This window comes from Paraburkholderia sp. BR10882 (genome assembly GCF_040948855.1).
In the GTDB taxonomy this organism is placed as follows: Bacteria; Pseudomonadota; Gammaproteobacteria; order Burkholderiales; family Burkholderiaceae; genus Paraburkholderia; species Paraburkholderia nodosa_A.
This window is the reverse complement of sequence record NZ_JBFPKP010000012.1, coordinates 141,335-167,997: the sequence shown is the minus strand read 5'-3', so window position 1 is coordinate 167,997 and position 26,663 is coordinate 141,335. Positions and strand designations below refer to the sequence as shown.

Here is a 26,663-nt window from a genome sequence, read left to right as displayed (position 1 = left end):
GGAATCAATAGGGAGTGTGATGCAATGAACGACAGCAACGAAATCGTCGAACTCGTGCAGCGCTATTTCGATGCCACCTGGCGCGGCGATGTGGAACAGCTGAGAAAGGTGTTCGACGCGCGCGCGATCGTGGCGGGGGAGGTGAATGGCCAGCCCTACTACAAGACGATCGACGAGTATCTTGCGGGTGTGGCAATCAGGAAATCGCCGGCCGAATTGGGCGAACCGGTCGAAACAGAACTGCTGATGCTCGATGTCCAGCAGAACATCGCGACGGCGAAACTGCATGTGCGCATGCTGGGTTTCAATTACTACAATTATTTTTCGATCATGCGCCAGCGCGACAGATGGCTCGTCATCACGAAGACGCTGACCAACGTGCAATAAGCGGCCGCCACGCGCCCGCGCCCCGGCGAGCCATCGAGGCCGGGGGCGCGGACAATGCTCAACCGCTTAGTGACCTGCGCTCTGGCCGCCGTCCACGTGCAGGATCTCGCCGGTCACGAACGGTGCCGAGTCGAGATAGAGAATCGCATTGACGATGTCGCTCATTTCGCCCATGTGACCGACCGGATGCATCGCGCCGAGCGCGGCGTGCGTTTCGGGAGCGTGCATCGGCGACTTGATGATCCCAGGCGAAACCGCGTTGGCACGAATGCCCGCGCGCGCATATTCGATTGCGAGCGAGCGCGTTGCAGCGTTCAGGCCGCCCTTGGTGAGCGAGGCAAGAACGGACGGGACTTTGCTGTTCGCCTTGTCGGCAAGCGTGGTGGTGACGTTCACCACGTGGCCGCTGCCGTGCTTCTGCATCGCTTCGATCGCATATTGCGTGATGTGGAAGAAGCCGTTCAGGTTGACGTTCAGGATTGCGGCGTAGTCGTCGGCGGTGTACTGCGTGAAGGGCTTCGCAATGAAAATGCCCGCGTTGTTGACGAGCGTATCGACACGGCCGAAGTGCTCGATGGCGGCGTCCACCACGCGGCGAGCCGTGGCGGCGTCGCCGATGTCGCCGGCCACGGCGACATAGTCGGCCTCAGCGGCCGGCGTGATGGAGCGGGCCGTGGCGACCACGCGATGGCCCTGCGCGCGGAAGGCCTTGACGGTTTCGGCGCCGATGCCTTGCGATGCTCCGGTGACGATGACGACCTTGGAAGTGCTCATTGTGTGTCTCATAGTATGGGTAAGTCGGCCGGGTGGCCGTTCGAATCGATGGATCCGATGGAAAGCCACTGTAGGCGTATCCGTTGCGAGTGCGAACACACACCATGGACAAAGAGTCTTGCGCCGCGAGAACAAATCGCGGCGGGATGGCGATTGCGCCCGTGGCAATCACTCAGGCGGCGGCCTCGGTCGTGTGGGACTGTTGGCGGTATTGCCGGGGAGTGAGCTTGAGGCGCCGTTGAAACACCATGCGCATGTGCGCGGCGTTATGAAAGCCACAGTCGAACGCGACGGTTTTCATCGGCATGTTGCATTCCTCCAATAGCCGCTTTGCGGCACCGACACGGACCTGGTCCACGAATGCGGAAGGGGTCGTGTGGAGATACTTCGCGAAGATTCTCGATAACGTGCGCCGGCTCACGTAGACCGCCTCGGCGAGCTGCTCTATCGAAAGCACATCGGAAAGATGATCGTCGATATGGCGATGTACTTTTCCGATAATCGAACTTTCATCGCCTGGAGGCGCAACGTAAGGATGACGTTGGTAGGGCTCGCTTTGCAGATTGGCGCCAAGACGTCTTGCCACCTGTTCGGCGAGCTTCTGGCCCCAGTCTTGCGCGACGAGCGCGAGGCCAAGATCGAGCCCGGCGGTCGCGCCGGCAGAGGAAATCAGGCGTCCATCGCGGATCAGGTTTTTGTCGGGACGTACGCGGGCACGCGGGAATTCGCCGGCCATACGGCTCGCGTCGGTCCAGCGCGTGGCAATCTCCCTGCCATCGAGCAGACCGGCGCGCCCGAGCAGCCATGCGCCGTTGCAGACGCAGCCGTATCGCTTCGACTCGAGTGCGCGGCGCCGCAGCCAGTCCAGGAAATCCGGTTTCGGCCCGTCGTGCGTGGCGTGTGCGGAGCCTGTCACCAGCAGCACGTCGATGTTCGCGCGAAAGTCCCCATAGACCCACGGCACGCAAAGCTGCATCGCGTTCGAGCAGGCGACCGCGCCTGCGTGCTCGCCAACGAGGGGCACCTGATACTGGCGCGTCTCGCCGAGCAAACGGTTCGCTTCGCAGAACACGTCGAGCAGGCCTGCGATATCCATGGCCTGTACACCGTCAAGCACCACAATAGCGACTTTCATTTTGCACACCCAACCTGAGCAGTGATCCCGATAGCGCGATGGCCCACTGGAAAAAGGTTAGGCGTGCAGCGCCAGGCTGACCATTCTCCGAATGGCTGAAGCTGCATCTTGCCGGCATGTGGTCCCTCATACGCAGGGATGAGCCGCGTAGGTCCCAGGCGTGGTACGCGAAAAAGAGCGAGGCTGAAAAGTATGATTTATGTGGGTGCCTGCTTCAAAGGAAGTCATCGCCCACGGTGTGCAAGCGGTGGCGATAAGTCTTGCTATTGCTTACCATATGGCGAGCATCGGCACTTTTTCGCCATCACGAACTTTTCGAAGATCGAGCGATGAAACACGATAGCGTTGGGACGCGAAGTGAACAACTACCGGACTCGCTCGTGTACGTGATCGACGACGACGAGTCCATTCGTGGTGCGCTGACCAGTCTGCTCATGTCAGTGGGCATCGAGGTGCGGGCGTTCGAATCGGCTGACGAATTTCTCGCCGTGCAAATGCCGGACGTGCCGAGCTGCCTCATTCTCGACATCCGGTTACGCGGCGAGAGCGGCCTCACGCTTCAGCAGGAAGCCTTCAAGGAGAGCATTCGATTTCCCATCGTCTTCCTGACGGGACATGGCGATATCGGCATGACCGTCAAGGCGATGAAAGCGGGCGCTTTCGATTTCATGACGAAGCCATTCAAGGACCAGGATCTGCTCGACACGATCGCCGCCGCGCTCAAACGCGATGGCGAATTGCGGCGCCAGGCGAGGCTCGTCGCGGGTATTCGTCAAGCGTACGATTCGCTCACGGCGCGCGAGCGCGAAGTCATCGGTCTGGTCTCGGAAGGTCTGTTGAACAAGCAGATCGCGGACCTGCTGTGCCTGAGCGAGGTCACGGTCAAGATCCATCGGGCCCAGGCCATGCACAAACTCAATGCACGCTCCGTGGCCGAACTCATCAAGAAGTTGCAGCAGGTGCAGCCGGCTCCGCAGAGCGCCAGATAGGCATTTTGCATTCGCTGCGCCATGGCTGCCTGCGTCGGCGCACGGATCTCGCCCCGCTAATACGCACTGTCACAAGAATCATCCGATAGTGTGATTGCTGCCCCCTCGGCGCGCCTGTACTTTGCAGAAAGATTCTACCTTTCTGCCTCATTTCGATGGCCACCGGACCCCAGATAAAACCAGCGCGGCCGCCTGCGACGATCGGCATGGTGGACGACGATGAATCCGTCCGGATGGCGCTGTCCAGTTCGCTGCGTTCGGCAAGCTGGAACGTGATCGACTACGCATCCGCACACCATCTTCTGGACGATACGCGCCGCTCGACACTGAAACTCGTCGTCGCCGATATCCAGATGCCGGGCATGGACGGCTTTGCGCTGCTCGAGTCGATCAAGCGATGGAAGCGTCCCATCCCCGTCATTTTCGTGACGGCGTATGTGACCGAGGACGTGCGCGAGCGCGCAAAAAATAACGGCGCCGCCGGTTTCTTTTCGAAGCCCGTGGATGACGCAGGACTTCTCGCACGGATTAGTGAATTGCTGAAAAAGTGATGCGGCCGAACGCCTGAAATTCGGGCGCTGCCGGGCCTGGCGAAACGGCGGCTATGCCGGCCGCCCATGCAGGCCATCCGGATGTATTAGACGCGCACGCGGCTGCATAGGACATCACACCACATCGGACGATACCGTCGCGCGGCTTGCGCGCCTACGCTTTGAATCGTCGGGCAGGGCAAAACACTTGTGAGGTGCGAGATGGATCAGCTTTACATGTTGCGTGCATTCGTCGCCGCTGCGCGGTATCAGAGTTTCAGCAAGGCCGCCGAGTCATTGAATGTGACGACTGGGTCCGTGTCGAAAGCGATCGCAAAGCTCGAAGAATGCGTCCAGACGCGAGTCTTGCTCAGGACTACGCGGTCCGTTTCCTTGACGGACGCCGCGCAATCGTACTACCTGATTTGCTGCCGTCTGCTCGAAGAACTGGACGAAGCGAATCGGCGCATTGCGATGGAGCACGAGGTCAATGGCGGAAAGTTGCGGCTCGTCGTGCACCCCACACTGGTGAACGGCGCGTTTTCGCGGTTGATGCGGCGCTATCGCGCCATCGCTCCTCATGTGAGTCTGGTGGTTTCCGTTGAGGACCACGTCACGAATCTGTTCGACGGCCGTTTCGATATCGCCATTCTTCCGCCTCAGCTCGTCGAGCAGTCCACCGTGATTCGCCGCACGCTATTGCGCTCGCCACGCATTCTCGTAGCCGCGCCCGCGTATCTCGAGCAATACGGTGTGCCGGAATCCACTGCGGAGCTCCCCAACCATTTTCTGCTCGTCGATCCGGAAACGAGAAAGAAGAGTGCGGACTTCATCGAACTTCATGAGGGCGGCCGGAAAGTGAGTATTTCGCCCAATTCGTCGATGGAAGGCAACGACGTGCTGCTGCGCGCGGCAGCGCTCGACGGCACCGGCATTGCCACGCTGCCTGAAACCATGATTCGCGAAGATATCGATATGGGACATCTCGTGCACGTCCTGCCGGAATGCACGGCATCCGATAGCCGCGTTGAACTATGCCTTTTTTATGCTCACCGTGAACTGATCCCGGCACGGCTCAGAATGTTCGTCGACTTTTGCATCGAGTACTTTCGGGCGCCTGCGAAGGCGGGTACCGATGACGTCATACGCATACCGCAAACGATGAAGCGAAGTGAAGCTCTCGCGATGATGTCGTGACGGCTTGCCGCGAGAGGCAAACGAATTCGTTCTACGCCGAAGAGGTAGCGATGTCTTACGTATTGCACAACTGGATATTCGTTGGCAGTACTGCTTATGACGAATACACCTTCGTTCCCTGGCTCAACAGGAATGTCTATCGCCGCACGGTGGATTTGAGCCGTGTTTGTCTGCTGTGAGCGGCCGCGTGTTGTGCGCGAGCCGGATTCTCGATACTCCCATGGAATGGAAGGATCATTCCCGCGGTTGCAGGATTCTCTTGATTGGTGAAAGTGATTAATCTGGCCAGGCTGTTTCCCCGGAGGCGTCGCCTCCATCACCTTGCTAGAGAGATTGAAATGAAATTGCTTACTGCTGTCCTCTTCGCCTGTTCGCTGTCGGCCAGCTTCGCTGTCCACGCCGAATCCGTCGCTCCCGCGCAGACGGATGCTCAACAAACGGCCCAGACCAATACGTCCCGGGCGAATACGTATCAGGCGCCGCAGCGTCCGGCCAAGACGCAGGCACGGGACGCCAAGACCTGTGTGGGCCCGGCGAGTTTCTGCAACCTGTTCTTTGGCAGTTAAGGTCGCTATGGGTTGGTGCCGCGCGCATCGATCGAGCGCGATTGTGCACACACATCGGGATGAACGAGCAGTTCGCCCAGTGTGCGGATCGCTTCATCGATGCGCGCCGACCAGGGATGCCCGTAATTGAGCCGTATGCAGTTTTCGAATGCGCGTGACGCGGAAAAGAGCGGGCCGGGCGCGACACTGATCCCACGTTCGATCGCGAGACGATGGAGCGCCATGGCGTCGATGCGCTCGCGAAACGTGAGCCACAGAAAATAGCCGCCCTCGGGCCGCGTGTACTGTGTGCCTTCAGGCAGCCACCGGCGAATCGCCTCGATCATCGCATCGCGCTGCGTCTGCATGGCCAGCCGAATCTTCTTCAAATGACGCTCGTAGCCGCCATGCTCGAGGTAGTCGGCAATGCCGGCCTGGGCGGGAATGCTGGCCGAGATCGTCGTCATGAGCTTCAGGCGCTGCACGCGTTCCGCGAAGCGCCCAGCGCTCGCCCAGCCTACGCGATAACCCGGCGCCAGGTTCTTCGAGAACGAGCCGCAGTGCATGACGAGGCCACGCCGGTCGAACGCGATGGCCGGCGGCGGATAGTTCGGCGCGTAGTGCAACTCGCCGTACACATCGTCTTCGATGAGCGGGACCTCGTGTTTCGCGAGCAGCTCGACTAACGCTTCTTTCTTCGCCGCCGACAACGTGACGCCCGTGGGGTTCTGGAAATTCGTCATGAACCAGCAGGCACGGATGGGGTGCTTGTCCAGCGCTTGCGCCAGCGCGTCGAGGTCGAGCCCGGTGGCGGTATCCACGGGAATTTCGACTGCCCGCAGGCCGAGCCGTTCGATCGCCTGAAGCGCCGCGTAAAAGCCCGGCGATTCCACGGCGACGATATCGCCGGGCTGCGTGACCGCCATCAGGCAAAGATTGAGCGCTTCCAGCGCGCCGTTGGTGATGATGATGTCCTCGGCCGGCTGCGAGATGCCAACCCGCATGTAGCGCAGCGCAATTTGCCGCCGCAGGTTCTCGTTGCCGGGCGGCAGATCGACCACCGTGCTCCACGGGCTCACGCTGCGCGCGGCCTGGCCGAGCGATTTCGCCAGGCGCGACAGCGGAAACAGCAACGGGGAAGGGAAGGCGGAGCCGAGCGGCACGATACCGGGACGCTTGGCGGCGTCGAGCACCGAGAACACCAGCTCGCTGATATCGACGGTGGCGGACTCGCCCGTCGTTGCGCGCGAGTCCGTCTTGTTGGGCTTCGAGAGCGGCGCGACGTAGTAGCCCGAACGTTCTTCGGCGCGCACGAGGCCCCACTGCTCGAGCACGTAGTAGGCACGCGCGGCCGTGGACTGACTGACACCGTGCTGCGCAATGATTTGCCGCAGCGACGGCATGCGCGAGCCCGGCTTCAGGTTGCCGGAGCGAATCTCGGCGGCCATGCTTTGCGCGAGGCGTTCGTAGCGTGTCATGCGTGCCGGTTCTTCCAAAGAGGTCATGGGTGGACTCGTGCTTCGAGCGATTTTCTCATGGTGCGCACGACCGCGAATCCGATCTGCTACGGTCAATTATGCGTCGACTGCTTCTATACGCGCTTGCTGCGAGGGCGGATCATTGCGGCCAGTGCGCATCGCAGTCCGGGTCTGTTCTCCCGGGATGCGCCGGGATAACTGCGCGAGTGCCTGGATCATCACCTAAACCCGCAGAGCTTGCGGCTCTTTTTGCCTGTAGCGTGGCAAGCCTTTCGCCCCGGTGCGTGAGTACCGGGGCGTTTCTTTGTCGGGTTCTACCGGCGCGTGAATCGGCTGCGTCGCTCGAATCGTTCGCAACTGCTGCTTTTTTTGGTAACGCGCAAGGTTGAAGATCAGGCTATCCGATCCACCTGATCGACGTAACCGGAGTCAATGATGGAACTCGTTCGAATGATGCGCATGGTTCTGTGGAGCTTTTTCGGCGTGCGCAAGAGCGCGTCGCACGAAGCCGATTTGGCCAGCGTGAACTTCAAGTGGCTGCCGTTCGTGGCGGTCGCGCTGGCCGCGATGATCGGGGCTTGCATACTGGGCGTCGTGCTGCTGGTCGCGCATTCTACGGGAACCGCACAAGGCTTCTGAGCATGCGGTGTTGCCGAAAACATGGGGCGGCGGCGAAGCATCGTGAGACGCGAGATTGTTCGGCGTTTCATAACGGTGATTTCGTCGGCGCCGCGTTGATCTTTGTGGTGCCGCGCGTAATCTGACTATCAAGAGGCGCTGCATATCACGCGACGCGATTCGCCCAGTTTTCAGGCAAGGAGTATGAGATGGATATCCTCAATCTCGCCCGACAATCCGGCATGACGGTTGTGCTCGACGCACGCATCGGCCAGCAGGAATACCACTCCGTTCACAGCAGCGTGGCCGCGCTGGAACGGTTTGCCGCGCTGCTCGAGGCGCACAGGCAAGCCGAATCTGGCAAGCGCGTCTGATTGAATCGTGATGGCAAGCGCCACGCTTCACTCAAACAGATTGCAGCCATCACGAAACATCATTTGATGAGATTTTTGGTTCGACCTATTGTGAAGTTCACGAGAAGCGGCGGCCCCCAGTGGATCAACGGCGATATCACGGGAGAGGGCATGTCGGACACCTTCCATGGACGGAGACAATCGGATGAACCCCACGACCCTGCATGGGATTCGTAGCAATCCCCTGTTCGCCACGCTGGTCAAACGCCGGCGCAGATACATTGCCTGGCTGACGGCCATCACGCTGATTCCCTATTGCGCGTTCATTGTGCTCGTCGGATTCGCCCCCGCTTTGCTGGCCATCCGGCTTTCCGCAGACAGTATCGTCAATATCGGCTGGCCGATCGGCGTCGCGCTGATCGTCGGCAGTTGGTGTCTCACGGGCTTGTACGTTCGCCGGGCCAATGGCGAATTCGACGCGCTCACCGCCGAGATCCTGGCGGGAGCGAAACCATGAGGCGCGCTGGTCTTGCTCTTGTCTTCCCGCTCCTGCTGGGTGTCGCGACGCACGCGGCGGCTGCGGGGGTTCTGCACGGCGTCGAACAGCGTCCCCTCAATCTCACGGCGATCGCGATGTTCCTCGTCTTCGCCGTGGCGACGCTGGGCATCACGTACTGGGCGGCGTCGCGCACCCGTTCGATGGACGACTTCTACACCGCCGGGGGCGGCATCACCGGATTCCAGAACGGCATGGCGCTGGCCGGCGACTATATGTCGGCGGCGGCGTTGCTGGGCGTGACCAGCATGATCTTTTTCCACGGCTACGACGGCGTGATCTACGCGATCAGCTTTTTCGTCGCGTGGCCGCTGCTGCTGTTCCTGTTCGCGGAGCGCATCCGGAATCTGGGCCGCGTGACGATTGCCGACATCGCATCGTACCGGCTAGACCAGAACCGGATCCGCACGATGACCGCCTTCGGTTCGTTGACCGTCGTCTGCTTTTACCTGGTTGTCCAGATGGTCGGTGCGGGGCAGTTGATCCAGTTGCTGTTCGGCCTTCCCTATAACGACGCGATTATCGTGGTCGGCCTGCTGATGGTGGTCTATGTGACCTTCGGCGGCATGGTGGCCACCACGTGGGTGCAGATCATCAAGGCCGCGTTGATGCTGTTCGGCGGCACATTGCTGGCCGTTCTCGCACTGTACCGGTTTGGCTTTTCGCTGAACGCGCTGTTCGAGCAGGCGGTCGCCGCGCACAGGAACGGCACGCACATTCTGCTGCCGAGCGGGCAGGTGTCCGATCCCATTGCGCTGATTTCGCTCGCGATCGGCCTGGTGTTCGGCACGGCGGGGCTGCCGCACATCCTCATGCGCTTTTTTACCGTGCCGGATGCGAAAGAAGCGCGCAAGTCGGTGTTCGTTGCCACGGGCTTCATCGGCTTCTTTTATCTGGTCATCATGGTGCTCGGCGTGGCGGCGATCGCGATTGTCGGCAGCAACCCGTCGTTCTATGTGGGCGGCCTGACGGGCGGCAAGCTAATCGGCGGCAGCAACATGCCAGTCATGCATCTCGCTCAGGCGCTCGGCGGCAATCTGCTGCTCGGTTTCCTCTCGGCCGTTGCGTTCGCGACCATCCTCGCTGTCGTGTCCGGGCTCACGATGGCGGGTACTTCCGCCATCTCGCATGACCTCTACGTGATGGTGCTCAAGAAGAACCGGGCCGATCCCGCGAGCGAGCGGCGGGTCTCCAGAATCGCATCGGTGTGCATAGGCGTGGTGTCGGTGCTGCTGGGCATCGTGTTCAAGGATCAGAACATCGCCTTCCTCGTCGCACTGACTTTCGGCGTCGCCGCCTCGGTAAATTTTCCGGTTCTCGCGCTTTCGATGTACTGGAATGGGCTGACGACGCGCGGCGCGCTCACCGGCGGCATCGCGGGCCTCGTGAGCGCCGTCACGCTCGTCATTCTGTCGCCCGCCATCTGGGTCACGGTGCTGGGCCATGCGAAGGCGATCTTCCCCTACGACTATCCCGCCATCGTGTCGATGAGCATCGCGTTCCTGTGCGCCTGGCTGGGTTCCGTTACGGACCGCAGCCAGCGCGCGCAGCGCGAGCGGGACGACTTCGGCGAACAGGCCATCCGCGCGCAGACCGGCTTCGGCGCGTCCGGAGCGGTGAGCCACTAGAGAACGCCAACAAGGAGACAATCATGCAAATGCGTGACAACGGTCTGGGCTTTTCGCCCATCACGATCGCGCTGCACTGGGTCGTGGCAGCGCTGCTGTTGTCGATCGCCGGATGCGGCATCGCGCTCATGTTTACCGCGGACGACGCGCAACGACTGAGTCTCGTGCGTACGCAGAATCTGCTGGGGGCCGTGCTGTTCGTCGTGTCGATCTACCGGCTCTGGGCGCGGCTTTCTTCGTATCATCCGCTGCCCGTGGGCACGCCGAACCCCGTCGAGGTGATCGTCAGCCGCTCCGTCGCGGTGGGCCTCGCGCTCGCCGTGGTGCTTCTGCCGGTTGCCGTATGGCTTTCCCGGGCGGCAGCCGGTGTCGCCGTCGAGTTGCCGTGGGGATTGGCGATCCCCACGCTCATCGAGCCCAGCGTAGCGGTGCAACGGGTCGTGGATATTCTCTTCGATATCGGGGCGACGGCGTTTCTGCTGGGCTTCGCTTTGCATCTGTTCGGAGCACTGAAGAATCATTTCGCTCTGGGAAATGACGCCCTCAAGCGGATGCTTGGCAAACACGTGGAGCTTTGAGCGATGAGCGAATTCAAATCGGTATCGGTATTCGGCGGGAACGTAGTCACGCGACTGTGCGGTGTCCGCTATCCCGTCTTTCTCGGCGGCATGGCGGCGATCTCCGGCCCGAAGCTCGTTGCCGCGGTGGCAAATGCCGGCGGCATGGGGACGCTTGGCGGGCTGCGTTTGCCGCCGCTAGCGCTGCGTAGATGGATACGGGAAACGCGGGAGCAGACGGACAGGCCCTTCGGCGTGAATCTCGTGCCGAAGTTTGGCGGCCCGACCGTGTTCGAAGCGCAGTTCCAGGTCGTATTGCAGGAGCGGCCGCGCATGCTCTCGTTGTTCTACGCCGAAGACTATGCGGCAGACATGATCCCTTGTGCCAAGGATGCAGGCATGATCGTCATGGTTCAGGTGGGGTCTGTTGCGCTCGCCCGGCAGGCGATCCGGAACGGCGCGGATATCGTCGTCGCACAGGGCAGCGAAAGCGGCGGCCACCTCAACCGGGGGACGATCGGCGTCATGTCGCTGTTGCCCGCGATCTGCGAGGTCGCGCAGGGGCGTCCCGTGCTGGCGGCTGGGGGCATCACGACGCGCGATGATGTCCGGGCTGCGATGCTGCTTGGCGCGTCAGGGGTGCTCGTGGGCACCGCGTTCGTTGCGACCGACGAATCGAATGCGCACCCGCTATACAAGCAAAAGATCGTCGAGGCCAGCGTGGACGACATCGAGTATCGCACCGGGTATTCGTTCGGCTGGCCGTACGGCACGCCCCATTGTGTGATTCCCAATCGCGACAAATGGAACCTGCTGCGCTTCGTTGGCGGCGGTGCACGCATGATCGACAAACCGCGCATGGCGCAGAAGCTTTCGCTCTATGCGGGGCAGGGCGTAAGCAAGATCGACAGCGTGGTGCCGGCGGCCGAGCGCGTGGCGGAACTGGTGGCGGGTCTGCCGGCGTCGACGGTTGCGGCGAATGCCCAGGCGATGCTCGATGGCCTGGCATACGGCGCAAGCCGTGCATTGCCGCAAGTGGAGTCGGCCGAGTGCCGCGCCGCATTCTGACCCTGGTGCGTTCGACGGCGGTGCTCAGGCCGCTGCCGTCGAACGCCGCGTGCTCTTGCGATTCGGCGTATTCGTGCGCTTCGCTTTCGTGTCGTCACTGGAAAGCGCGAGCTGGTCGCGCGCGAGCGCGACAAACGCGCTCAATGCCGGTGTCGCGAGCGTGTCGTTGCGGCGGATGAAGACCGTCTTGACGTTGGCGAACTCGCGCGGGAGCGCGTGAAGGGCGATCGCCTGGCGCGCTGCATAGTTTTGCGCAACGGCCTTTGGCAACAACGTCACGCCCATGCCTGCGGCCACGCATGAGAGGATGCCGTCGAGCGTGCCCAGTTCGAGCACCTGGTTGGGCACGAGCCCGACCTGATAGAACCAGTGTTCGAGCGTGGAGCGATAGAAGCAGCCCGTGCGGAAGACCAGCACCGTCTGCTGCGGCATGACGTGAATGAGTTCGCCGAGCGAGGCGAACTCGCAACTGCTCACGAGGACGAGCTCCTCCTGGAAGACCTCGTCTTGCGCAAGTACCGGATTCTGGTGCAGACCGCCGACGAATGCGCCGTCGAGGCGATGGCTTTCGACGGCCTTGATCAGTTCGGCGGTCGTGCCGGTGAGCAGTGACAAGTGGACCTGAGGATACTTCTCGCGGTATCTGGCCAGCACCTGGGGCAGGCGTATCGCAGCGGTCGTCTCCATCGAGCCGAGCCTCAGCGTGCCTGCCGGCGTTGCGGTATCGAGCAGCGCGTTGCGGCTCTCTTCAGTGAGCTGGAGGATGCGCTGGGCGTAGCCCAGAAACGTTTGCCCGGCCGAAGTGAGGACCACGCCGCTCTTCTGCCGGATAAACAGTGGCTGACCGAGTTCGGCTTCGAGTTCCTTGACGCGCATCGTGACGTTGGACTGCACGGTGTGCACTTTCTCGGCCGCCGCTGTGAAGCTGCCGTGCTCCGCCACCGCACAGAAAATCTTCAGCTGACGCATCTCCATGGCGAATTCCAGGAATCACAATTAATGATGGATTTCATCACTTTCCATCACTTTACTGGATTGAACGGCGCGAGCACAGTGTCGTAAACGCGAACGGGGGGATGCACGTGGAGATGGTGTCGAGTACGAACATCGAGTGCCTGTTCGCCGGCGGGATGGGTTATCTGGACCACGAAGGGCAGCGCAGCGGCATTTTCAAACGGCCCATGGCCGGACCGGCTCGCGTGGAAGTGCACGGGATTGTCGGCGACGAGCATGGCGATCCGCGCATCCACGGCGGCCCGGAAAAGGCCGTTCATCACTACGCGGCTGAGAATTACGTCCGCATCGCGGAGGCATTCGCGGAGTGCGTCGCGGCCCTGGTGCCCGGCAGTCTCGGCGAGAACATCTCGGCTCGGGGGCTGTCCGAACGCAACGTGCACATCGGCGATATCTACGAGGTCGGCGGCGCCATACTGCAGGTCTCGCAACCGCGCAGCCCGTGCTGGAAGATTAATCATCGCTTCGGCGTCGAGCGCATGTCGATGCATATCGCCGAGGGGCGAATCACCGGGTGGTATTACCGAGTCCTGTGCCCCGGCATGATTGCGCCAGGCGACGCTATCACGCTCGTCGACCGGCAAACGGAGCGCTTCTCCATCGACGAGTTCTGGAAGGTGCAGTTGTCGCATCGCCCGTCCATCGATGCGCTGGTCGAGCTGATCGCCGTTCCGGGCCTTGCGCCTGACTGGAAGCGGCGCCTGGGTGAACGGGAAAAGTGGCTGCGTGCGCGCCGGTGATGGGGACAACTAAGGCTGTTGAAACTCTTCGGTATTAGAGCAGGCTCCGGCGGGCGTTCCGTCCGTAAATTGACTAATCGGTACGATTGGCAAACTGCGCATAAAGTCTGTCGAACCCGGTCAAGGAGGATCCGAGACTGGTCGACATGCTCCGATGCGAGATGTGTTTGAGGTAGGCGTTGACGCCCTCTGGTGAGCGCGCACGCGCCAGGGCATCGGCACAGATGTGGCAGGCGCCGCACCGGCGGCGCCCACCACGTCAATCGAAGACTGCGAATCCTGTGTGTCGCCTTATTTCAGGAGGCGTTTCCTGCATTTCCGGCTCGTTACTTCTGCTTCAGTCTGGCCGGCGTCCTGCTCCCGGCGCCTTGGCAGTTTTCGGTTCTGCGTCCAACGCTCAGTTTGTTCCTGATTTTGCCTCGCGGGTATTCCGCCCCTAGCGCTTTGACCGTTGCCCTGTCTGCGCCTCGTAACCGGTCGATGGGGTGAAACTCATGCGCAAAGGTCCCACAAAGCTTTGCCACCATAAGAAGGATGGAGACTGCGACTGCCGCGATTGTCTTTGCATTCAACCACGTTTTAACCCTGCTTTTCTTTCCCGCCTTCCTGGTGTGCTTATCCGCTTTCTTCCAGTTCTTGAGGATCTTTCTGATCTTTCGCTCTTTCATTTCTGGCTCCGAAGAGACACCCGGAGCCAACTGAGCTTTTAGTACATACCTTAAGAGTCGATCTTTTATTTGCTGCAACTGCCACTGAAGACCTCCTTGCTCAGCTTGCACGACGCCGGAAATTGGACGCCGGTTGCGTTGATGGGATTTGTGGTATTGCAGCAAGAACTACCGGAATCTGCGCGGTAGAAACCTGTCCGCTACCACATCCTAAAAGTAGCACGGTTTGGTTTGCGAATCGGGTGTTTTCGGCGCGATCGGCGCTCGACGTATCGTCGACAAGCCCGTCCGTTTCGGGCAACTCGACGCGGCTACCTTGGCGGTCTTGAGTCCTGCAAATAGCCAACAGTAGTCCGGCCGACTCAATTGCTTCGCGACAGACTCAATTGTTTCGCATCACGTCGATGATACGTTCGGGCGTACTTTCCACGTCACTGGAGATGTGAAGGTTATCTTTGCAGTTTACCTTCACATCACCTAGAATGCAGGGATGACCGAACGCGCCCAAACTCCCCCTCCCGACCTTGCCGCGGCACTTGCCGGCGACCTGCGCGCACTGGTCGGGCAGTTGCGCCGCCGTTTCCGCGAGCAGGCGATCCTCGGCGACTTCACGCCTTCCCAGATGGCCGTGCTGCAGCGACTCGAGCGCGGGGGGCCGTCCACGGTGTCGAGCCTCGCGCGCGCGGAGGGCATGCGCCCGCAGTCCATGGGGACGCTCATCGCGCCGCTCGAGGCGGCGGGCCATATCAGCGGCGCACCCGACCCGAACGACGGGCGCCAAACGCTCTGGTCGCTCACCGACGCCTTTCGCGAGTGGCTCAAGGAGGGGCGGGCGGCGCGCCAGGACTGGCTCTCGCGCAGGATAGAAGCGCGCCTTTCCAGCGCGGAGCAGGAGCAGCTCGCCGCCGCGGTCGAACTGCTCAAGCGGCTCGTGGCCGACTAACGCGAGGCGGTCACATGGGCGCTCCAGCATCCGGATTCTTTCGTTCGCTCAGGACTTACAACTATCGCGTGTGGTCCGCTGGCGCGCTCGTCTCGAACGTCGGCACGTGGATGCAGCGCACGGCGCAAGACTGGCTCGTGCTCACCGGGCTCACGCATCACAGCGCGGCGGCGGTCGGTATCGTGATGGGCTTGCAGTTCGGCCCTCAAATGCTGTTCATGCCCTGGTCGGGCTTCGCCGCCGACCACTTCGACCAGCGCAAGCTGCTCATGGTCACGCAGGCGCTGCTCGGCACGCTGGCCATTGCACTGGGCGTGCTCACGGCAACGGGGCTCGTGCAGCTTTGGCACGTGTACGTGTTCGCGTTCCTGTTCGGCTGCACGACGGCATTCGATGCCCCGGTGCGGCAAACCTTCGTTTCGGAGCTGGTGGGCGACGCCGATCTCTCCAACGCCGTCGCGCTCAATTCCACCTCTTTCAACGCCGCGCGCATGATCGGCCCGGCCGTGGCGGGACTCGTCATTGCGTCGGTGGGCGTGGGCTGGGCCTTCCTGCTCAACGGCCTGTCGTTCGTCGCCGTACTGGTTTCGCTTACGCGTTTGCGCGTGGACGAACTGCGTTCGGCAAGACGTACGCAACCCGCGAAGGGCGGGATTGCCGCGGGGTTCCACTACGTGTGGGCGCGTCCGGACCTGCGGGCCATTCTCGTCATGCTGTTTTTGATCGGCACCTTCGGGCTGAATTTTCCGATCTTCATCTCGACGATGGCCGTGAACGTCTTTCACGCCGACGCGGGACACTATGGACTCCTGTCTTCGATGATGGCGGTGGGCACCATGAGCGGCGCCTTCTTCGGAGCGGGGCGCAGCCATCCGCGTTTCATCTCGCTGCTGTTCGCAGCGGCGGCGTTCGGAGTGGGTTGCGTGCTGGCTTCTGTTGCGCCGGGCTACTGGTGGTTCGGCGGCGCGCTCGTGATGATCGGCATCGCGGCGCTCACGTTCACCACCGAAACCAACAGCCTCATGCAGCTTTCCACCGAGCCCGGCATGCGTGGCCGCGTGCTGGCAATCCGCCTCGCTGTGGCGCTGGGCGGCACGCCCATCGGCGCGCCGATCGTGGGGTGGGTCGCCGACCATTGGGGCCCGCGCTGGGCCTTGCTGGTGGGCGCGGCTTCGGGCTTCGCGGCGGCGGTCGTCGCGGCCCGCACGCTCGCGCGGCAAGCCCACGAGAAGCCGTAGCGCGCCGCACGGTTACCCACAAGCACGCGCAATCACGCACTATCAGGCGGGCTTCAACTCCACGCGCTTGATGTCCTTCACGATCACGAGATAGCTGATCACCGTAACGATCGCGTTGATGCCGACAAAGGCGAGCGCGCCGTTGAACGAGCCGGTTTCCGCCACGAGATAGCCGATCACGATCGGCGTGACGATGCCGGCCACATTGCCGAACATGTTGAAGATCGAGCCCGAGAGGCCGATGGCTTCGCGCGGCGCGGTATCGGCGATCACGGCCCAGCCGAGCGCGCCCAGACCCTTGCCGAAGAACGCGAGCGACATGAGCGCGACCACGATCCAGTCGCTGTTCACGTAGTTGCAGCCGACGATGCACGACGAGAGCACCATGCCCCCGACGATCGGCACCTTGCGCGCCATGGTGAGCGAGCGGCCCGAGCGGATCAGGGCGTCCGAAGCCACGCCGCCCAGCACCCCGCCCAGGAAGCCGCAGATCGCCGGCAGCGAAGCAATGAGCCCAGCCTTCAGGATGGTCATGTGGCGCGCCTGCACGAGGTAGATCGGGAACCACGTGAGGAAGAAGTACGTGAGCACGTTGATGCAGTACTGCGCGAGATAGACGCCTAGCAGCATGCGATTGCCGAGCAGCTGGCGGATGACCGCCCAGTTCGCGCCCTTGCGTTCCTTGCGCTCGCCGCGCGCTGCGCGTTGATGCCCGTTCACGATGCCGCCGCCCGCCTCGATGTATTCGAGTTCCTGCTGGTTCACGCCCGGATGATCGGCCGGATTCTTCATGAAGCGGATCCACGCGAAGGCGAGCACGAGGCCGCCCACGCCCATCACGATATAAACGTGATGCCAGCCATACGCATGCGTGAGCCACGCCATGAGCGGCGTGAACACGACGGCTGCGAAATACTGCGCCGAATTGAAAATCGCCGACGCCGTGCCGCGCTCTTTCGCCGGGAACCAGCTCGCCACGACTTTCGCGTTGGCGGGGAAGGCGGGCGCTTCGGCCGCGCCCATCGCGAAGCGCAGCGCGAAAAGGCCCGCAATCGCTGCGCCCGCGCTGCCGAGCAGGCCAATCGAGCTTTGCAGCAGCGTGAAGAGCGACCACAGGAAGATGCTGCCCGCGTACACTCTGCGCGCGCCGAAGCGGTCGAGCACCCAACCCGCGGGCACCTGCGCGAGCACATAGGCCCAGCTGAACGCCGAGAAGATGTAGCCCATGTGGATGGCGTCGAGCCCGAACTCGGTTCGCATGGCCGAACCCGTGACCGAGAGCGTGGCGCGGTCAGCGTAATTGAGCGTGGTGATGATGAAGATCAGCGAGAGGATCAGGTAGCGCACCCTGGTGCGCCTGGCGACATCGGACTGCGTGGCGGTGCGGCTCAACGACATGTGGATCGACCTCTCTCGTGCGCGAGAGGCAGGCCGTTGCGCTCACGCCGCGGCCTGCCTCTGCTGTCTCCGGACGGCGCGCCTCGTGCACGCCGCATCTACTTACGCAAGAACGCGCCTGACTCGCGTCAAGCGCGTTCTGTTTGTGGACCTGATTCGCTGCTTGTTCAGTCAGTTGTCAGAAAGTTGTTTGACATCGTGACTGGTTGTCTGAGCTAATCGTACAACGCCCGGGAAGCCGATGCAACCGGACCGCATGCCTCTTGAGTCGGCCTCAGGGTAAACTCGAATTTCAGGATAGTCCCGCGATTATGGATGATGCGGCCAAGTTGTTGGACAACATGGCGATTGGCCCCTCAAGACTCCGGCATTTGAGCCGTAAAGAAGAACACCATGGAAACCGGGGATTGAAGCAACATGCGCAACACGACGGTACGAGCCAGCCTCCTTGCAGTGCTGGTGATTTTTGGCGTGATGATCCTGATTGGCGGCTTCGCGGGCGTGTTCTCGCTCAGGGAGTCGAACGCCAGCGCCCAACGCCTGCATGAAATTGCGCGTCAGACCATTCTGGTCAACGACGCCTACAAGGACACCACACGCACGCGTTCGGCGCTCGTGCGCGGCTACAGCGCGCTCAAGGAACGCAACGACACGGCGACGCGCGACTCCGCGCTGAAGAGCGCGGCCCACAGCTTCGAGATTTCGACGAGCGAGACGCAGGCCTTCGCCAATGCGCCGGCTTTCGACGGCATGGACGCGGACCTCAAGCGGCAGTTGCTCGAGTCGGCGGCGCAACTCTCGAACACGCTCACGCGCGCCACCGACGCGCTGCGCAACGGCGACACGGCCGCGTACGTGGCAGTGAACGACACCGACATCACCGCCGCGGGCGCAGCCTATTCGGTGAACGTGGAGAAGTTCCAGAAGCTCGCCAACGCGCTCGCCGAGGCGACGCTCGACGAAGGCAACGCGCGCTATGGATGGATCGTCACGCTCGTGGGCGTGGGCGTGGCCATCGCGCTGGCGCTCGTCGTCGTCACGCATTTTGCTTTGCAGCGCATCGTGTCGCGCCCGCTGGCCGACGCCGCGGCGGTGCTCGATCGCATTGCCTCGAATGATCTCACCGTGCGCGTGCCCGAAGCAGGCCGCAACGAAATCGGCGTGCTGTTCGCGGCCATGCGACGGATGCAGGCGGGGCTCTCGCACACCGTGGCCGGCGTGCGCGACAGTTGCGACGCGATTCACACGGCCGCGCGCGAGATCGCGGCGGGCAATCTCGATCTGTCGAGCCGCACGGAAGAACAGTCCGCCTCGCTCGAAGAAACGGCCGCGAGCATGGAGGAGCTGACCTCCACGGTGAAGCAGAACTCCGTGAACGCATCCGAGGCCAGCACGCTCGCCACGGGCGCGGCCGAACTCGCGCAGCGCGGCGGCGACGTGGTGGGACGCGCCGTGCAGACCATGCAGGACATCAGCGCCAGCTCGCAGAAGATTGCCGAGATCACGAGCATGATCGACAGCATCGCGTTCCAGACCAATATTCTCGCGCTCAACGCCGCCGTGGAATCGGCGCGCGCGGGCGAGCAGGGACGCGGCTTCGCCGTGGTCGCGGGCGAAGTGCGCACGCTCGCGCAGCGCAGTGCAGGCGCCGCGCGCGAGATCAAGGAGCTGATCGGCGCTTCGATGGAAGACGTGCGCAACGGCAACGCGCTCGTCGCGCAGGCAGGCGAGGCGATGAGCGAGATCGTCAACTCGGTGCGCAATGTCGCCACCATCATGGCCGAGATCACGACGGCCACCGCCGAACAGAGCACGGGCATCCAGCAGGTGGGCATGGCTGTGAGCCAGATGGATCAGGTCACGCAGCAGAACGCCGCGCTCGTCGAGCAGGCCGCTGCCGCCGCAAGCGCGCTCGAGCATCAGGCGCAATCGATGAAGGAAGCAGTTTCGGTGTTTCGCGTCGGCGCGCTTGCGTGAGGAAAGCAGCGCGTGAGACCAGTCAATAGAACTAACAAAGCAGAAAGGACGACATGAAGAAGAAGGCAATCTTGCGCAGCGTGGTGGGTGCTGTTTTCGGGCTCGCGGCATCGGCGGCCGTGCATGCGGCTAGCTACGTGTATGTGTCGAACGCCGACAGCCAGGACATTTCGGTGTTTCGCCTCGATGCGCAAAACGGCGCATTGGCGACGGTCGAGACCGTGCCCGTGGGCGGCACGGTGATGCCGATGGCGTTCTCGCCCGACCATCATCACCTGTATGCAGCGCTGCGCTCGAAGCCGTATCGCGTGGTGAGCTTCGCCGTGAATCCTCTCGACGGCCGTCTCGTCGAACTCGGCCGCGCGCCGCTCGCGGAGAGCATGGCCTATGTTTCCACCGACGGTACGGGTCGCTATCTGCTTTCCGCTTCGTACGGCGGCAATTTGCTGGCGGTGAACCCCATCGGCGAAAACGGTGTGGTGGGCGACGTGCTGCAAACCGTGAAGACGGGCCCGATGGCGCACATCATTCGCACCTCGCCGGACAACCGCTACGCATTTGCCTCGGTGCTCGGCGCCGACGCATGGCTGCGCCTGAAATTCGACGCCTCGACGGGCGCGCTCACCGAAGACGCGAAGCCCGCTTACTCGCTGCCGAAGGATTCCGGTCCCCGTCACTTCCAGTTTTCGCCGGACCAGCGCTTCGTCTATCTGATCGACGAACTCGACGGCAAGCTGCACGTGCTCGCCTTCAACGCGGCGAACAATACAGTCAAGCCGATCCAGACGATCTCGATCCTGCCCGCCGGTTTCTCCGGCGACAAGCCGTGGGGCGCCGATGTCCACCTCACGCCCGATGGCCGCCACCTGTACATCTCGGAGCGCACGTCGAGCACGCTGGGTGCGTACCGCGTGAACCAGCAAACGGGCAAGCTCACGCGCATCGGCACGTACGCCACCGAGAAGCAGCCGCGCGGCTTCAATATCGATCCGTCGGGCCAGTATCTGCTTGCCGTGGGCCAACTCTCGCCCACGCTGAGCGCGTACCGCATCGATGTGAAGAGCGGTGCGCTGCATGAGCTTGGCAAGTACCCGGTGGGCAAGGGTGCGAACTGGGTCGAAGTGGTGGATTTCGACGGTTCGAACGACTAAGCAATAAGGTGCGACTTCGGTCGCCTTACTCCTGGCGGCTCTCAGCCGCGAAGCGCATTGCCTTCACGTTGCGCGGCTCGGCTCGCGCTTCATCGAGACCTTCGATCGAGCGCAGCCGCGCGGGCGCCGAGAACACGATGATCGCGAGCTGAAGGGCGAATCCGCACGCCGCGCCTACGAGGCAGCTCGTCATGCCAAGGCGCGTGCTCAGGAACGCGCCGAGCAGGGCGCCGAGCGGACGCGCGCCGAACGTCGCCATCATGATGACCGACGAGACGCGCGCGATCAGATCGCGAGGCGTAACGACCTGGCGCAACGCCGTGGTCGAGATGGTCCAGACAATCGGCCCGAAGCCGAACAAAAAGAAAGCCAGGAACACGGTGGCGCGCGAATGCGTGAGGGCGGTGCTCGCCATCAACAGGGAGGCAAGCGCGGCGCTCGTCGGGCCGAGCAGGATTTGCCGTCCGAACACCAGGCGCTTTGCGATGATCTTGTAGAGAAACGCGCCGCCCACCATCCCGAAGCCATACACGCCGAGTGCAACGCCTACTGCCGATGGCGCGAACGCGAGCCGGTGTATCGCGTACCACGCGAACACGGCAAGCAGCAGATACCACGACGTGTTGAAGACGAAGGCCGTCGCCACGATGGGCCGCAGATGCGTGCTGCGAGCGATGAACTGCACGCCGTCGAAGAGTTCGTGTGCGAGCGCGCGACGCGAACGCGGACGCGGCGCCTCGGCGGGCAGCCGTGCGAGACACCATGCGCTGGCGAGTGACAGGACGAACGCCGCGAGAAACGCGAACACGCCCGACGCCCAGCCCGCAAAAATGCCGCCCACGGAAGGCCCCGCCGTATAGGCGATGCTGCGTGCGATTTCGAGCCGCCGGTTGGCGGCGAGCAGGTCGCCCGTTTCGACCATGGCTGCGACGAGCGAGGGCGCGGTTACGCTGAATACCACCGTGCCGGTCGCGATGGCGAAGCCCAGCGTGCCGAGCGTATAGAGCGAAAGCATGCGCGCATGGAACAACGCGAACAGGACGAAGAGGGCGGCGGCGCGCAGCAGTTCGGTTGCGATCATGAGCGGCCTGCGCCTGCTGCGATCGGCGATGAGACCGGCGGGCAGCGAGAGTAGCAGGAACGGCAGGGTATTGATGGCCTGGAGCGACGCGCTTTGCTGCGCCGTAGCGCCCAATGCCACCACGGCGACGATCGGGATGACCGCAATGGCCATCTGCTCGCTCAATTGCGCCGCGAGACTCGCGTGCGAGAGATTGACGACGACACGCTGTGGCGTCGCGCTACCGGTTGTGATGCCCATTATCGATGTCCCGAAGATCGATCCGGCGTGGGCCGGATGCGGTGGTTTGAGCTTCGGGATCGAGTCTACGCAGGGCGCCTGGGTGGAGATATCCGGATCTTGTGGTGATATTCGATGCGCCGGGCGAAGGCAGCTCAGTCCGCCTCGATACGATCGGCGTCGCGCGAATCTTTGCGCACCGGCGCATGCGTTGCCGATTCGCCGCGCGACGCATCGACATCGCGAACCGCACGACTACCCGCAAAGCACACCGCGAGCGTCGCGAGCACCAGCACCGCGAGCGCGAGCTGCAGCCCCACCAGCCCCGCACCGAAGCCGATGATCGGCGGTCCCACGAGAAAGCCCGCATAACCCGCAGTCGCCGCCATCGACACGCCGGTCACGGGCGGATCGGTCGTACGCCCGGCCGCGCTGAAGATCACCGGCACCACGTTGGCGAGCCCAATGCCGACGCAGATGAACCCTGCCACTGCTGTGGCGAGCGCCGGCGCAGCGAGCACGGCGGCAAGGCCCGCAGCCGAAAGCACGCCGCCCAGCGCGACTACGCGCACCGCGCCCAGCCGCCGTACGAACGCGTCGCCCACCACGCGGCAGGCCGCCATCGCGAACGCGAACGACGTATAGCCGATGCCCGCGCTATCCGCATGAGCGGGCAAGGCGGTGCGCAGGTACACGGCGCTCCAGTCGGCAATGGCGCCCTCGGTCATCATGCACAGGAACGCGAGCGCGGCGAGCTTGACGACGCCCGCCTGCGGCAGCGCGAAGCCGCCGCCCGACGCAGCCTCCGGGCGCGTGCCTACGTCGCGCAGCGAGAACAGCGCCGCGCCGACGATCAGCACAGCGATGGGAATGGCGGGCAGCGCAAGCCCGCTCAGCACACCGAATCCTGCTTTCTGCAGCACCGTGCCAACGGCCGCGCCCGCCAGACCGCCCGCGCTCCAGGCCGCGTGAAACGACGACATGATAGGCGCATGCCAGATTTTTTCGATTGCGCTGGCATGGCCGTTCATGGAAACGTCGAGCGCGCCATTGAGCGCGCCGAGCAGCAGCAACGCGGCGCACAGCAGCGCCGCGTTGGGCGCGAGCGCAGGCAAGGGAAACGCGGCGACGAACAGCACGCCGAGCAGGGCGGTCGCGCGGCCACTGCCGAACTTCGGCGCGAGACGCCCCGCAAGCGGCATGGCGACGATGGCGCCGAGCGCGAAGGCAAACAGAGCGACGCCAAGCAGGGAGTCGCCAAGGAGCAGCTTGTCCTTCACACGCGGCACCTCGACGGCCCACGCGCCAATGCCGAAGCCGTTCGCCAGAAAGACCGCCGTGGTGGCGTAGCGTTCGCGCAGGGGCCTCATCGCGCTACCGTCACGTCGCCGCATGCGGCTTTCAGCTGTTTCAGATGGAGCTTCGGCACATCAGCATCGACGACCAGATAGTCGAGCGAGGCGCACGGCGCGATGACGAAGGGCGCGGATGTCATGAGCTTTTCCGTGGTGACTGCTGCCGCGATCTGGCCGCTTGCCGCGACCATCGCGCGCTTCATTTCGGCATCCTCTGCATCGAAGGCCGCGATGCCTTCGGACGGATCGAGCGCGCACGCGCCGAGAAAGCAGAGATCGGCCCTGATCTGCTGAATCTGCACGAGCGCCGTCGCACCCAGCGCGCCCGCGGCCTGTGCGCTCACACGCCCGCCGATCAGAATGACTTCGATGCCCGGGCGCTCGAGCAGGCGCACGCAAGCCTGGGGCGAAGTGGTGACGACCGTGAGGCCGGCGTTCTCGGGCAGGGCCGCAGCGATCTCGACGTTCGTGGAGCCCGCGTCGAGCAGGATCACCTGGTTCGGCTTGACGAGTGCGGCGGCGGCGCGCGCAAGGCGCGCCTTGGCGGGCAGTTGCTCGCGCATGCGCACGGAGGCGGGTTTGTTGGCGGGCGAGATGAGCAGCGCTCCGCCATACACGCGCTTGCAATGCCCCGCTTCGGCGAGGTCGCGCAAATGGCGCCGGATCGTGTGCTCCGAGGTGTCGAACTGCGCGGCGAGTTCGGTGGCCAGCACGCGGCCCTCGGCGCGCAGTGTTTCGAGGATCAGGCGCTCGCGCTCGTCGGGGAGCAGGCCTTCACTGGCCTCCAGCCGTGTTCGTTGCATGGGTTTCGGTTCCCGCTTGCTCGTTGGCTTGCTCGTCAAATCGAGCAAAAACGAGCATAAAGTATCGTAAACGGGAAATGGATGCAACCGACAGCGGAGTGTGCGGCGCGCATCGCTTCACGCACCCGATCAGGGGGGGTCGGCAGGATATATATCTCGGGCTCGGCGCAACGCGGAAAACCACGCCAGAGTGGGGCGATATGGGCTTCGTGCTCTATCGCTTTCTTTTATTCTTCGTCCGCGCTGTAGACGCTGAGTCCTTCTATCGGGTCCATCGGGGCATCCCAGGGTCTTGCGTCGATCGCGCGCATGGCGGCTTCGTAGCCCGCGCGTCGGCGCGCGGCAATGCCGGACGGCGTGAAGTCGATGTCCTTCAACTGGTCGTCGCCGTCGAGTCGTGGCGCCGCGAGCTTGATGAGCCGCATGGTGGTCTCACAGCCCCATGCCGCCAGCTCCTTCACATCGAGTGCGTCGCGCTCGTCAGCGGGCACGCGCTTCGCCAGTTCGCGGATCACGTGGCGCAAGCGGTGGATCTGCTGCTGGCGCGCGATATGGCTTTCGGTGCGGCTCGCGTATTGAATGTCCTTTTGCCGTTCTGCGATCTGCCAGATGCTTTGCGGTTCGGGGCCCGCTGGATTCCACACCTGCACCGAGAAGATCACCGAGCTGTGGCGCGGCTTGTCGTCCAGCACGACCTCGACCGGCGTGTTGGAGTAGATGCCGCCGTCCCAATACGGCTCGCCGTCGATGCGCACCGCCGGGAACGCGGGCGGCAGTGCGCCCGAGCTCATGACGTGTTCGACATTCAGGCGCTGGTCGCGCGAATCGAAATAGCGCATCGCGCCCGTGCGGGCGTTTACCGCGCCCACGGTAAGGCGCGGGTGCCCGGCGTTCAGCAATTCGAAGTCGACCAGGGAAACGAGCGTGTCGCGCAGCGGGGCGATCCTGTAATAAGACGCGCGATCGACGCCGAGATGTGCGAGCGGACCGAACCACGATACCGGGTTGGGCTGAAAGAACCCGGCAATGCCGCCGCCGATGATCATCAGCTTTGCAAACGTCTTGTCCCAGCCGGGCGCGAAGCCAGGCCACGTTGCTGCCACGTCGAGGCGGGTGCGGTCCGTGACGCGATGCCAGAATTCGTCCAGACGCTCGAAGCGGTGCTCGGGAGCGTTTCCGACGATCAATGCAGCGTTGATGGCGCCAATGGAAGTGCCGATCACCCAGTCGACATGGATGCCGGCTTCGTGCATCGCCTCATACACGCCGAGTTGATAGGCGCCCAATGCGCCGCCACCCTGCAACACGAGTACGACTTGCCCTGGCAATGCCAGGCTTGCCGGCTGCTTCGCTGTCATCGATCGCCTCGCTGTTTTGCTCGACCGACGCGCGTTTTCGTGACCTGCATTCTTCATACGCGTCGCCGTTTTCTCCGCACCATTGTAGTGGCGTTCGGAAAAGACGAGCGTTGCGTGGCAACGGCCCAACTGGCCGCCGTCCCTCAACCCGCCGAGGCGATTTGCCCTTCGAACGTCACGCAGTTGCGGCCGCCGCGCTTGGCGGTGTACAACGCGGAATCGGCGAGTCCGTATGCCGTGTCGAAATCGGTGCCGGCCGGATTGTCGCTTACACCGAAACTGGCGGTGATGGCGCGACACACCGGCGCCGGGAACGCGTGATTCGCAATCGCTTCGCGCATACGCTCGGCGAGTTGCAAGGCATCGGCGATGTCGAAGCCCGGCAAGACGACCGTGAACTCTTCGCCGCCCACGCGTCCGATGATGCCGGTCTCGCCGAGAATGCGGCGCAGGCAGTTCACGATGCCCGAGATCACGCTGTCGCCGGCCGGGTGCCCGAAGTCGTCGTTGACCTTCTTGAAGTCGTCGATGTCGAGCAGGATCATCACCGCCCGATTCGCGCGCAGCGCCTTCACCGTGCGTTCGATCACGGCGCTGCGATTGAGCACGCCGGTCAGCGCGTCGTGCGTCGCGCGATATTGCAGTTGCTGCGTGAGCGCCTGCATTTCGCGCTCGGCGCGATCGCTGCGCCCGATCAGGCGGCGCGTTTCGCGCATCAGGCGCTCGTAGTGATGGATCAGCTCGATGAGCGCCTCGCGATGACTGTGCGCGTACGCCTCCGGAGCCTCGGCAATCATCCGGGCCCGCTCCAGCGCCTCGCTTTCGCTGCGGAACAGGTCGAGGTAGTGATCCTTCATTGCGTCCCGCAAGCCAGTCGTTTCCACGCGCGTCGTCCTCAAAGCA

General features: G+C 63.2%; 26 protein-coding genes. 16 read left to right on the top strand and 10 right to left on the bottom strand.

Annotated features, from left to right (window positions below; all coding sequences use genetic code 11):
• The first annotated feature begins 24 nt into the window (after positions 1 to 24).
• Positions 25 to 387, top strand: coding sequence for a nuclear transport factor 2 family protein (locus tag AB3X99_RS27420; RefSeq protein WP_368618684.1), 363 nt, complete (start codon positions 25 to 27; stop codon positions 385 to 387).
• 66 nt (positions 388 to 453) lie between these two features.
• Here AB3X99_RS27420 and AB3X99_RS27415 read toward each other — a convergent pair whose 3' ends face one another.
• Together AB3X99_RS27415 and AB3X99_RS27410 are read right to left on the bottom strand one after the other, a co-directional pair.
• A complete protein-coding gene (locus AB3X99_RS27415) occupies positions 454 to 1,161 on the bottom strand; it encodes an SDR family oxidoreductase (protein ID WP_342948920.1) in 708 nt (235 codons plus the stop codon).
• Positions 1,162 to 1,333: 172 nt separating this feature from the next.
• Positions 1,334 to 2,296, bottom strand: coding sequence for a GlxA family transcriptional regulator (locus AB3X99_RS27410; RefSeq protein WP_368618683.1), 963 nt, complete (start codon positions 2,294 to 2,296; stop codon positions 1,334 to 1,336).
• A gap of 329 nt (positions 2,297 to 2,625) precedes the next feature.
• On the opposite strand from AB3X99_RS27410, the gene AB3X99_RS27405 reads away from it, so the two are divergent.
• The 4 genes from AB3X99_RS27405 (at position 2,626) to AB3X99_RS27390 (ending at position 5,578) form a co-directional block, all read left to right on the top strand.
• Positions 2,626 to 3,285, top strand: coding sequence for a response regulator transcription factor (locus AB3X99_RS27405; RefSeq protein WP_069265964.1), 660 nt, complete (start codon positions 2,626 to 2,628; stop codon positions 3,283 to 3,285).
• A 206-nt stretch (positions 3,286 to 3,491) separates the two neighbouring features.
• The gene (locus tag AB3X99_RS27400) at positions 3,492 to 3,836 is read left to right on the top strand and encodes a response regulator (protein WP_176732913.1); all 345 of its coding nucleotides are present in this window, start codon (positions 3,492 to 3,494) and stop codon (positions 3,834 to 3,836) included.
• A 201-nt stretch (positions 3,837 to 4,037) separates the two neighbouring features.
• Positions 4,038 to 5,012, top strand: coding sequence for a LysR family transcriptional regulator (locus AB3X99_RS27395; protein WP_368618682.1), 975 nt, complete (start codon positions 4,038 to 4,040; stop codon positions 5,010 to 5,012).
• A 338-nt stretch (positions 5,013 to 5,350) separates the two neighbouring features.
• Positions 5,351 to 5,578 carry a hypothetical protein gene (locus AB3X99_RS27390; protein ID WP_069265966.1) on the top strand — a complete coding sequence of 76 codons (228 nt, stop codon included), beginning with the start codon at positions 5,351 to 5,353 and terminating at the stop codon, positions 5,576 to 5,578.
• Between the two features lie 5 nt (positions 5,579 to 5,583).
• Here the strand turns inward: AB3X99_RS27390 and AB3X99_RS27385 are convergent, their stop codons facing one another.
• Positions 5,584 to 7,035: a PLP-dependent aminotransferase family protein gene (locus AB3X99_RS27385; RefSeq protein WP_342948917.1), complete on the bottom strand. Its 1,452-nt coding sequence runs from the start codon at positions 7,033 to 7,035 to the stop codon at positions 5,584 to 5,586.
• Positions 7,036 to 7,470: 435 nt separating this feature from the next.
• Here AB3X99_RS27385 and AB3X99_RS27380 point away from each other — a divergent pair, with 435 nt between their 5' ends.
• The 6 genes from AB3X99_RS27380 to AB3X99_RS27355 all read left to right on the top strand — a co-directional run bounded on the left by AB3X99_RS27380 (position 7,471) and on the right by AB3X99_RS27355 (position 11,815).
• Positions 7,471 to 7,674: a DUF2970 domain-containing protein gene (locus AB3X99_RS27380; protein WP_069263591.1), complete on the top strand. Its 204-nt coding sequence runs from the start codon at positions 7,471 to 7,473 to the stop codon at positions 7,672 to 7,674.
• A gap of 188 nt (positions 7,675 to 7,862) precedes the next feature.
• Positions 7,863 to 8,027, top strand: a complete 165-nt coding sequence (locus AB3X99_RS27375) for a hypothetical protein (protein ID WP_176732865.1) — start codon at positions 7,863 to 7,865, stop codon at positions 8,025 to 8,027.
• A 184-nt stretch (positions 8,028 to 8,211) separates the two neighbouring features.
• Entirely contained in the window at positions 8,212 to 8,523 is a 312-nt protein-coding gene (locus tag AB3X99_RS27370) for a DUF485 domain-containing protein (protein WP_069263593.1), read from the top strand.
• On the top strand, positions 8,520 to 10,190 hold the full coding sequence (gene actP / locus AB3X99_RS27365) for a cation/acetate symporter ActP (protein WP_368618681.1): 1,671 nt from the start codon (positions 8,520 to 8,522) through the stop codon (positions 10,188 to 10,190). The genes AB3X99_RS27370 and actP overlap by 4 nt, the downstream gene beginning before the upstream one ends.
• A gap of 23 nt (positions 10,191 to 10,213) precedes the next feature.
• Entirely contained in the window at positions 10,214 to 10,768 is a 555-nt protein-coding gene (locus AB3X99_RS27360; protein ID WP_368618680.1) for a cytochrome b, read from the top strand.
• A gap of 3 nt (positions 10,769 to 10,771) precedes the next feature.
• Positions 10,772 to 11,815 (top strand): NAD(P)H-dependent flavin oxidoreductase, encoded by a 1,044-nt coding sequence (locus tag AB3X99_RS27355; RefSeq protein ID WP_368618679.1) that lies wholly within the window; start codon positions 10,772 to 10,774, stop codon positions 11,813 to 11,815.
• Positions 11,816 to 11,839: 24 nt separating this feature from the next.
• On the opposite strand, the gene AB3X99_RS27350 is transcribed toward AB3X99_RS27355, so the two are convergent.
• The gene (locus tag AB3X99_RS27350; protein WP_368618678.1) at positions 11,840 to 12,790 is read right to left on the bottom strand and encodes a LysR family transcriptional regulator; all 951 of its coding nucleotides are present in this window, start codon (positions 12,788 to 12,790) and stop codon (positions 11,840 to 11,842) included.
• A 101-nt stretch (positions 12,791 to 12,891) separates the two neighbouring features.
• On the opposite strand from AB3X99_RS27350, the gene AB3X99_RS27345 reads away from it, so the two are divergent.
• From AB3X99_RS27345 to AB3X99_RS27335, 3 genes are all read left to right on the top strand, one after another.
• Entirely contained in the window at positions 12,892 to 13,569 is a 678-nt protein-coding gene (locus tag AB3X99_RS27345; RefSeq protein ID WP_368618677.1) for an MOSC domain-containing protein, read from the top strand.
• A gap of 1,158 nt (positions 13,570 to 14,727) precedes the next feature.
• Entirely contained in the window at positions 14,728 to 15,180 is a 453-nt protein-coding gene (locus tag AB3X99_RS27340) for a MarR family winged helix-turn-helix transcriptional regulator (RefSeq protein WP_368618676.1), read from the top strand.
• A gap of 14 nt (positions 15,181 to 15,194) precedes the next feature.
• Entirely contained in the window at positions 15,195 to 16,418 is a 1,224-nt protein-coding gene (locus tag AB3X99_RS27335; RefSeq protein ID WP_368618675.1) for an MFS transporter, read from the top strand.
• Positions 16,419 to 16,460: 42 nt separating this feature from the next.
• On the opposite strand, the gene AB3X99_RS27330 is transcribed toward AB3X99_RS27335, so the two are convergent.
• On the bottom strand, positions 16,461 to 17,816 hold the full coding sequence (locus tag AB3X99_RS27330) for an MFS transporter (protein ID WP_368618674.1): 1,356 nt from the start codon (positions 17,814 to 17,816) through the stop codon (positions 16,461 to 16,463).
• Between the two features lie 417 nt (positions 17,817 to 18,233).
• Here AB3X99_RS27330 and AB3X99_RS27325 point away from each other — a divergent pair, with 417 nt between their 5' ends.
• Both AB3X99_RS27325 and AB3X99_RS27320 read left to right on the top strand, forming a co-directional pair.
• Positions 18,234 to 19,793, top strand: a complete 1,560-nt coding sequence (locus tag AB3X99_RS27325; protein ID WP_368618673.1) for a methyl-accepting chemotaxis protein — start codon at positions 18,234 to 18,236, stop codon at positions 19,791 to 19,793.
• 53 nt (positions 19,794 to 19,846) lie between these two features.
• Positions 19,847 to 20,944 (top strand): lactonase family protein, encoded by a 1,098-nt coding sequence (locus tag AB3X99_RS27320; protein WP_368618672.1) that lies wholly within the window; start codon positions 19,847 to 19,849, stop codon positions 20,942 to 20,944.
• Between the two features lie 25 nt (positions 20,945 to 20,969).
• Here AB3X99_RS27320 and AB3X99_RS27315 read toward each other — a convergent pair whose 3' ends face one another.
• The 5 genes from AB3X99_RS27315 to AB3X99_RS27295 all read right to left on the bottom strand — a co-directional run bounded on the left by AB3X99_RS27315 (position 20,970) and on the right by AB3X99_RS27295 (position 26,617).
• Positions 20,970 to 22,265: an MFS transporter gene (locus AB3X99_RS27315; RefSeq protein WP_069263616.1), complete on the bottom strand. Its 1,296-nt coding sequence runs from the start codon at positions 22,263 to 22,265 to the stop codon at positions 20,970 to 20,972.
• 134 nt (positions 22,266 to 22,399) lie between these two features.
• Positions 22,400 to 23,614, bottom strand: a complete 1,215-nt coding sequence (locus tag AB3X99_RS27310) for an MFS transporter (RefSeq protein ID WP_368618671.1) — start codon at positions 23,612 to 23,614, stop codon at positions 22,400 to 22,402.
• The gene (locus AB3X99_RS27305; protein WP_069263620.1) at positions 23,611 to 24,402 is read right to left on the bottom strand and encodes a DeoR/GlpR family DNA-binding transcription regulator; all 792 of its coding nucleotides are present in this window, start codon (positions 24,400 to 24,402) and stop codon (positions 23,611 to 23,613) included. The genes AB3X99_RS27310 and AB3X99_RS27305 overlap by 4 nt, the downstream gene beginning before the upstream one ends.
• Before the next feature lie 227 nt (positions 24,403 to 24,629).
• A complete protein-coding gene (locus AB3X99_RS27300; protein WP_342948903.1) occupies positions 24,630 to 25,760 on the bottom strand; it encodes a patatin-like phospholipase family protein in 1,131 nt (376 codons plus the stop codon).
• Between the two features lie 143 nt (positions 25,761 to 25,903).
• Positions 25,904 to 26,617: a GGDEF domain-containing protein gene (locus AB3X99_RS27295; RefSeq protein WP_368602602.1), complete on the bottom strand. Its 714-nt coding sequence runs from the start codon at positions 26,615 to 26,617 to the stop codon at positions 25,904 to 25,906.
• Positions 26,618 to 26,663: the final 46 nt, after the last annotated feature.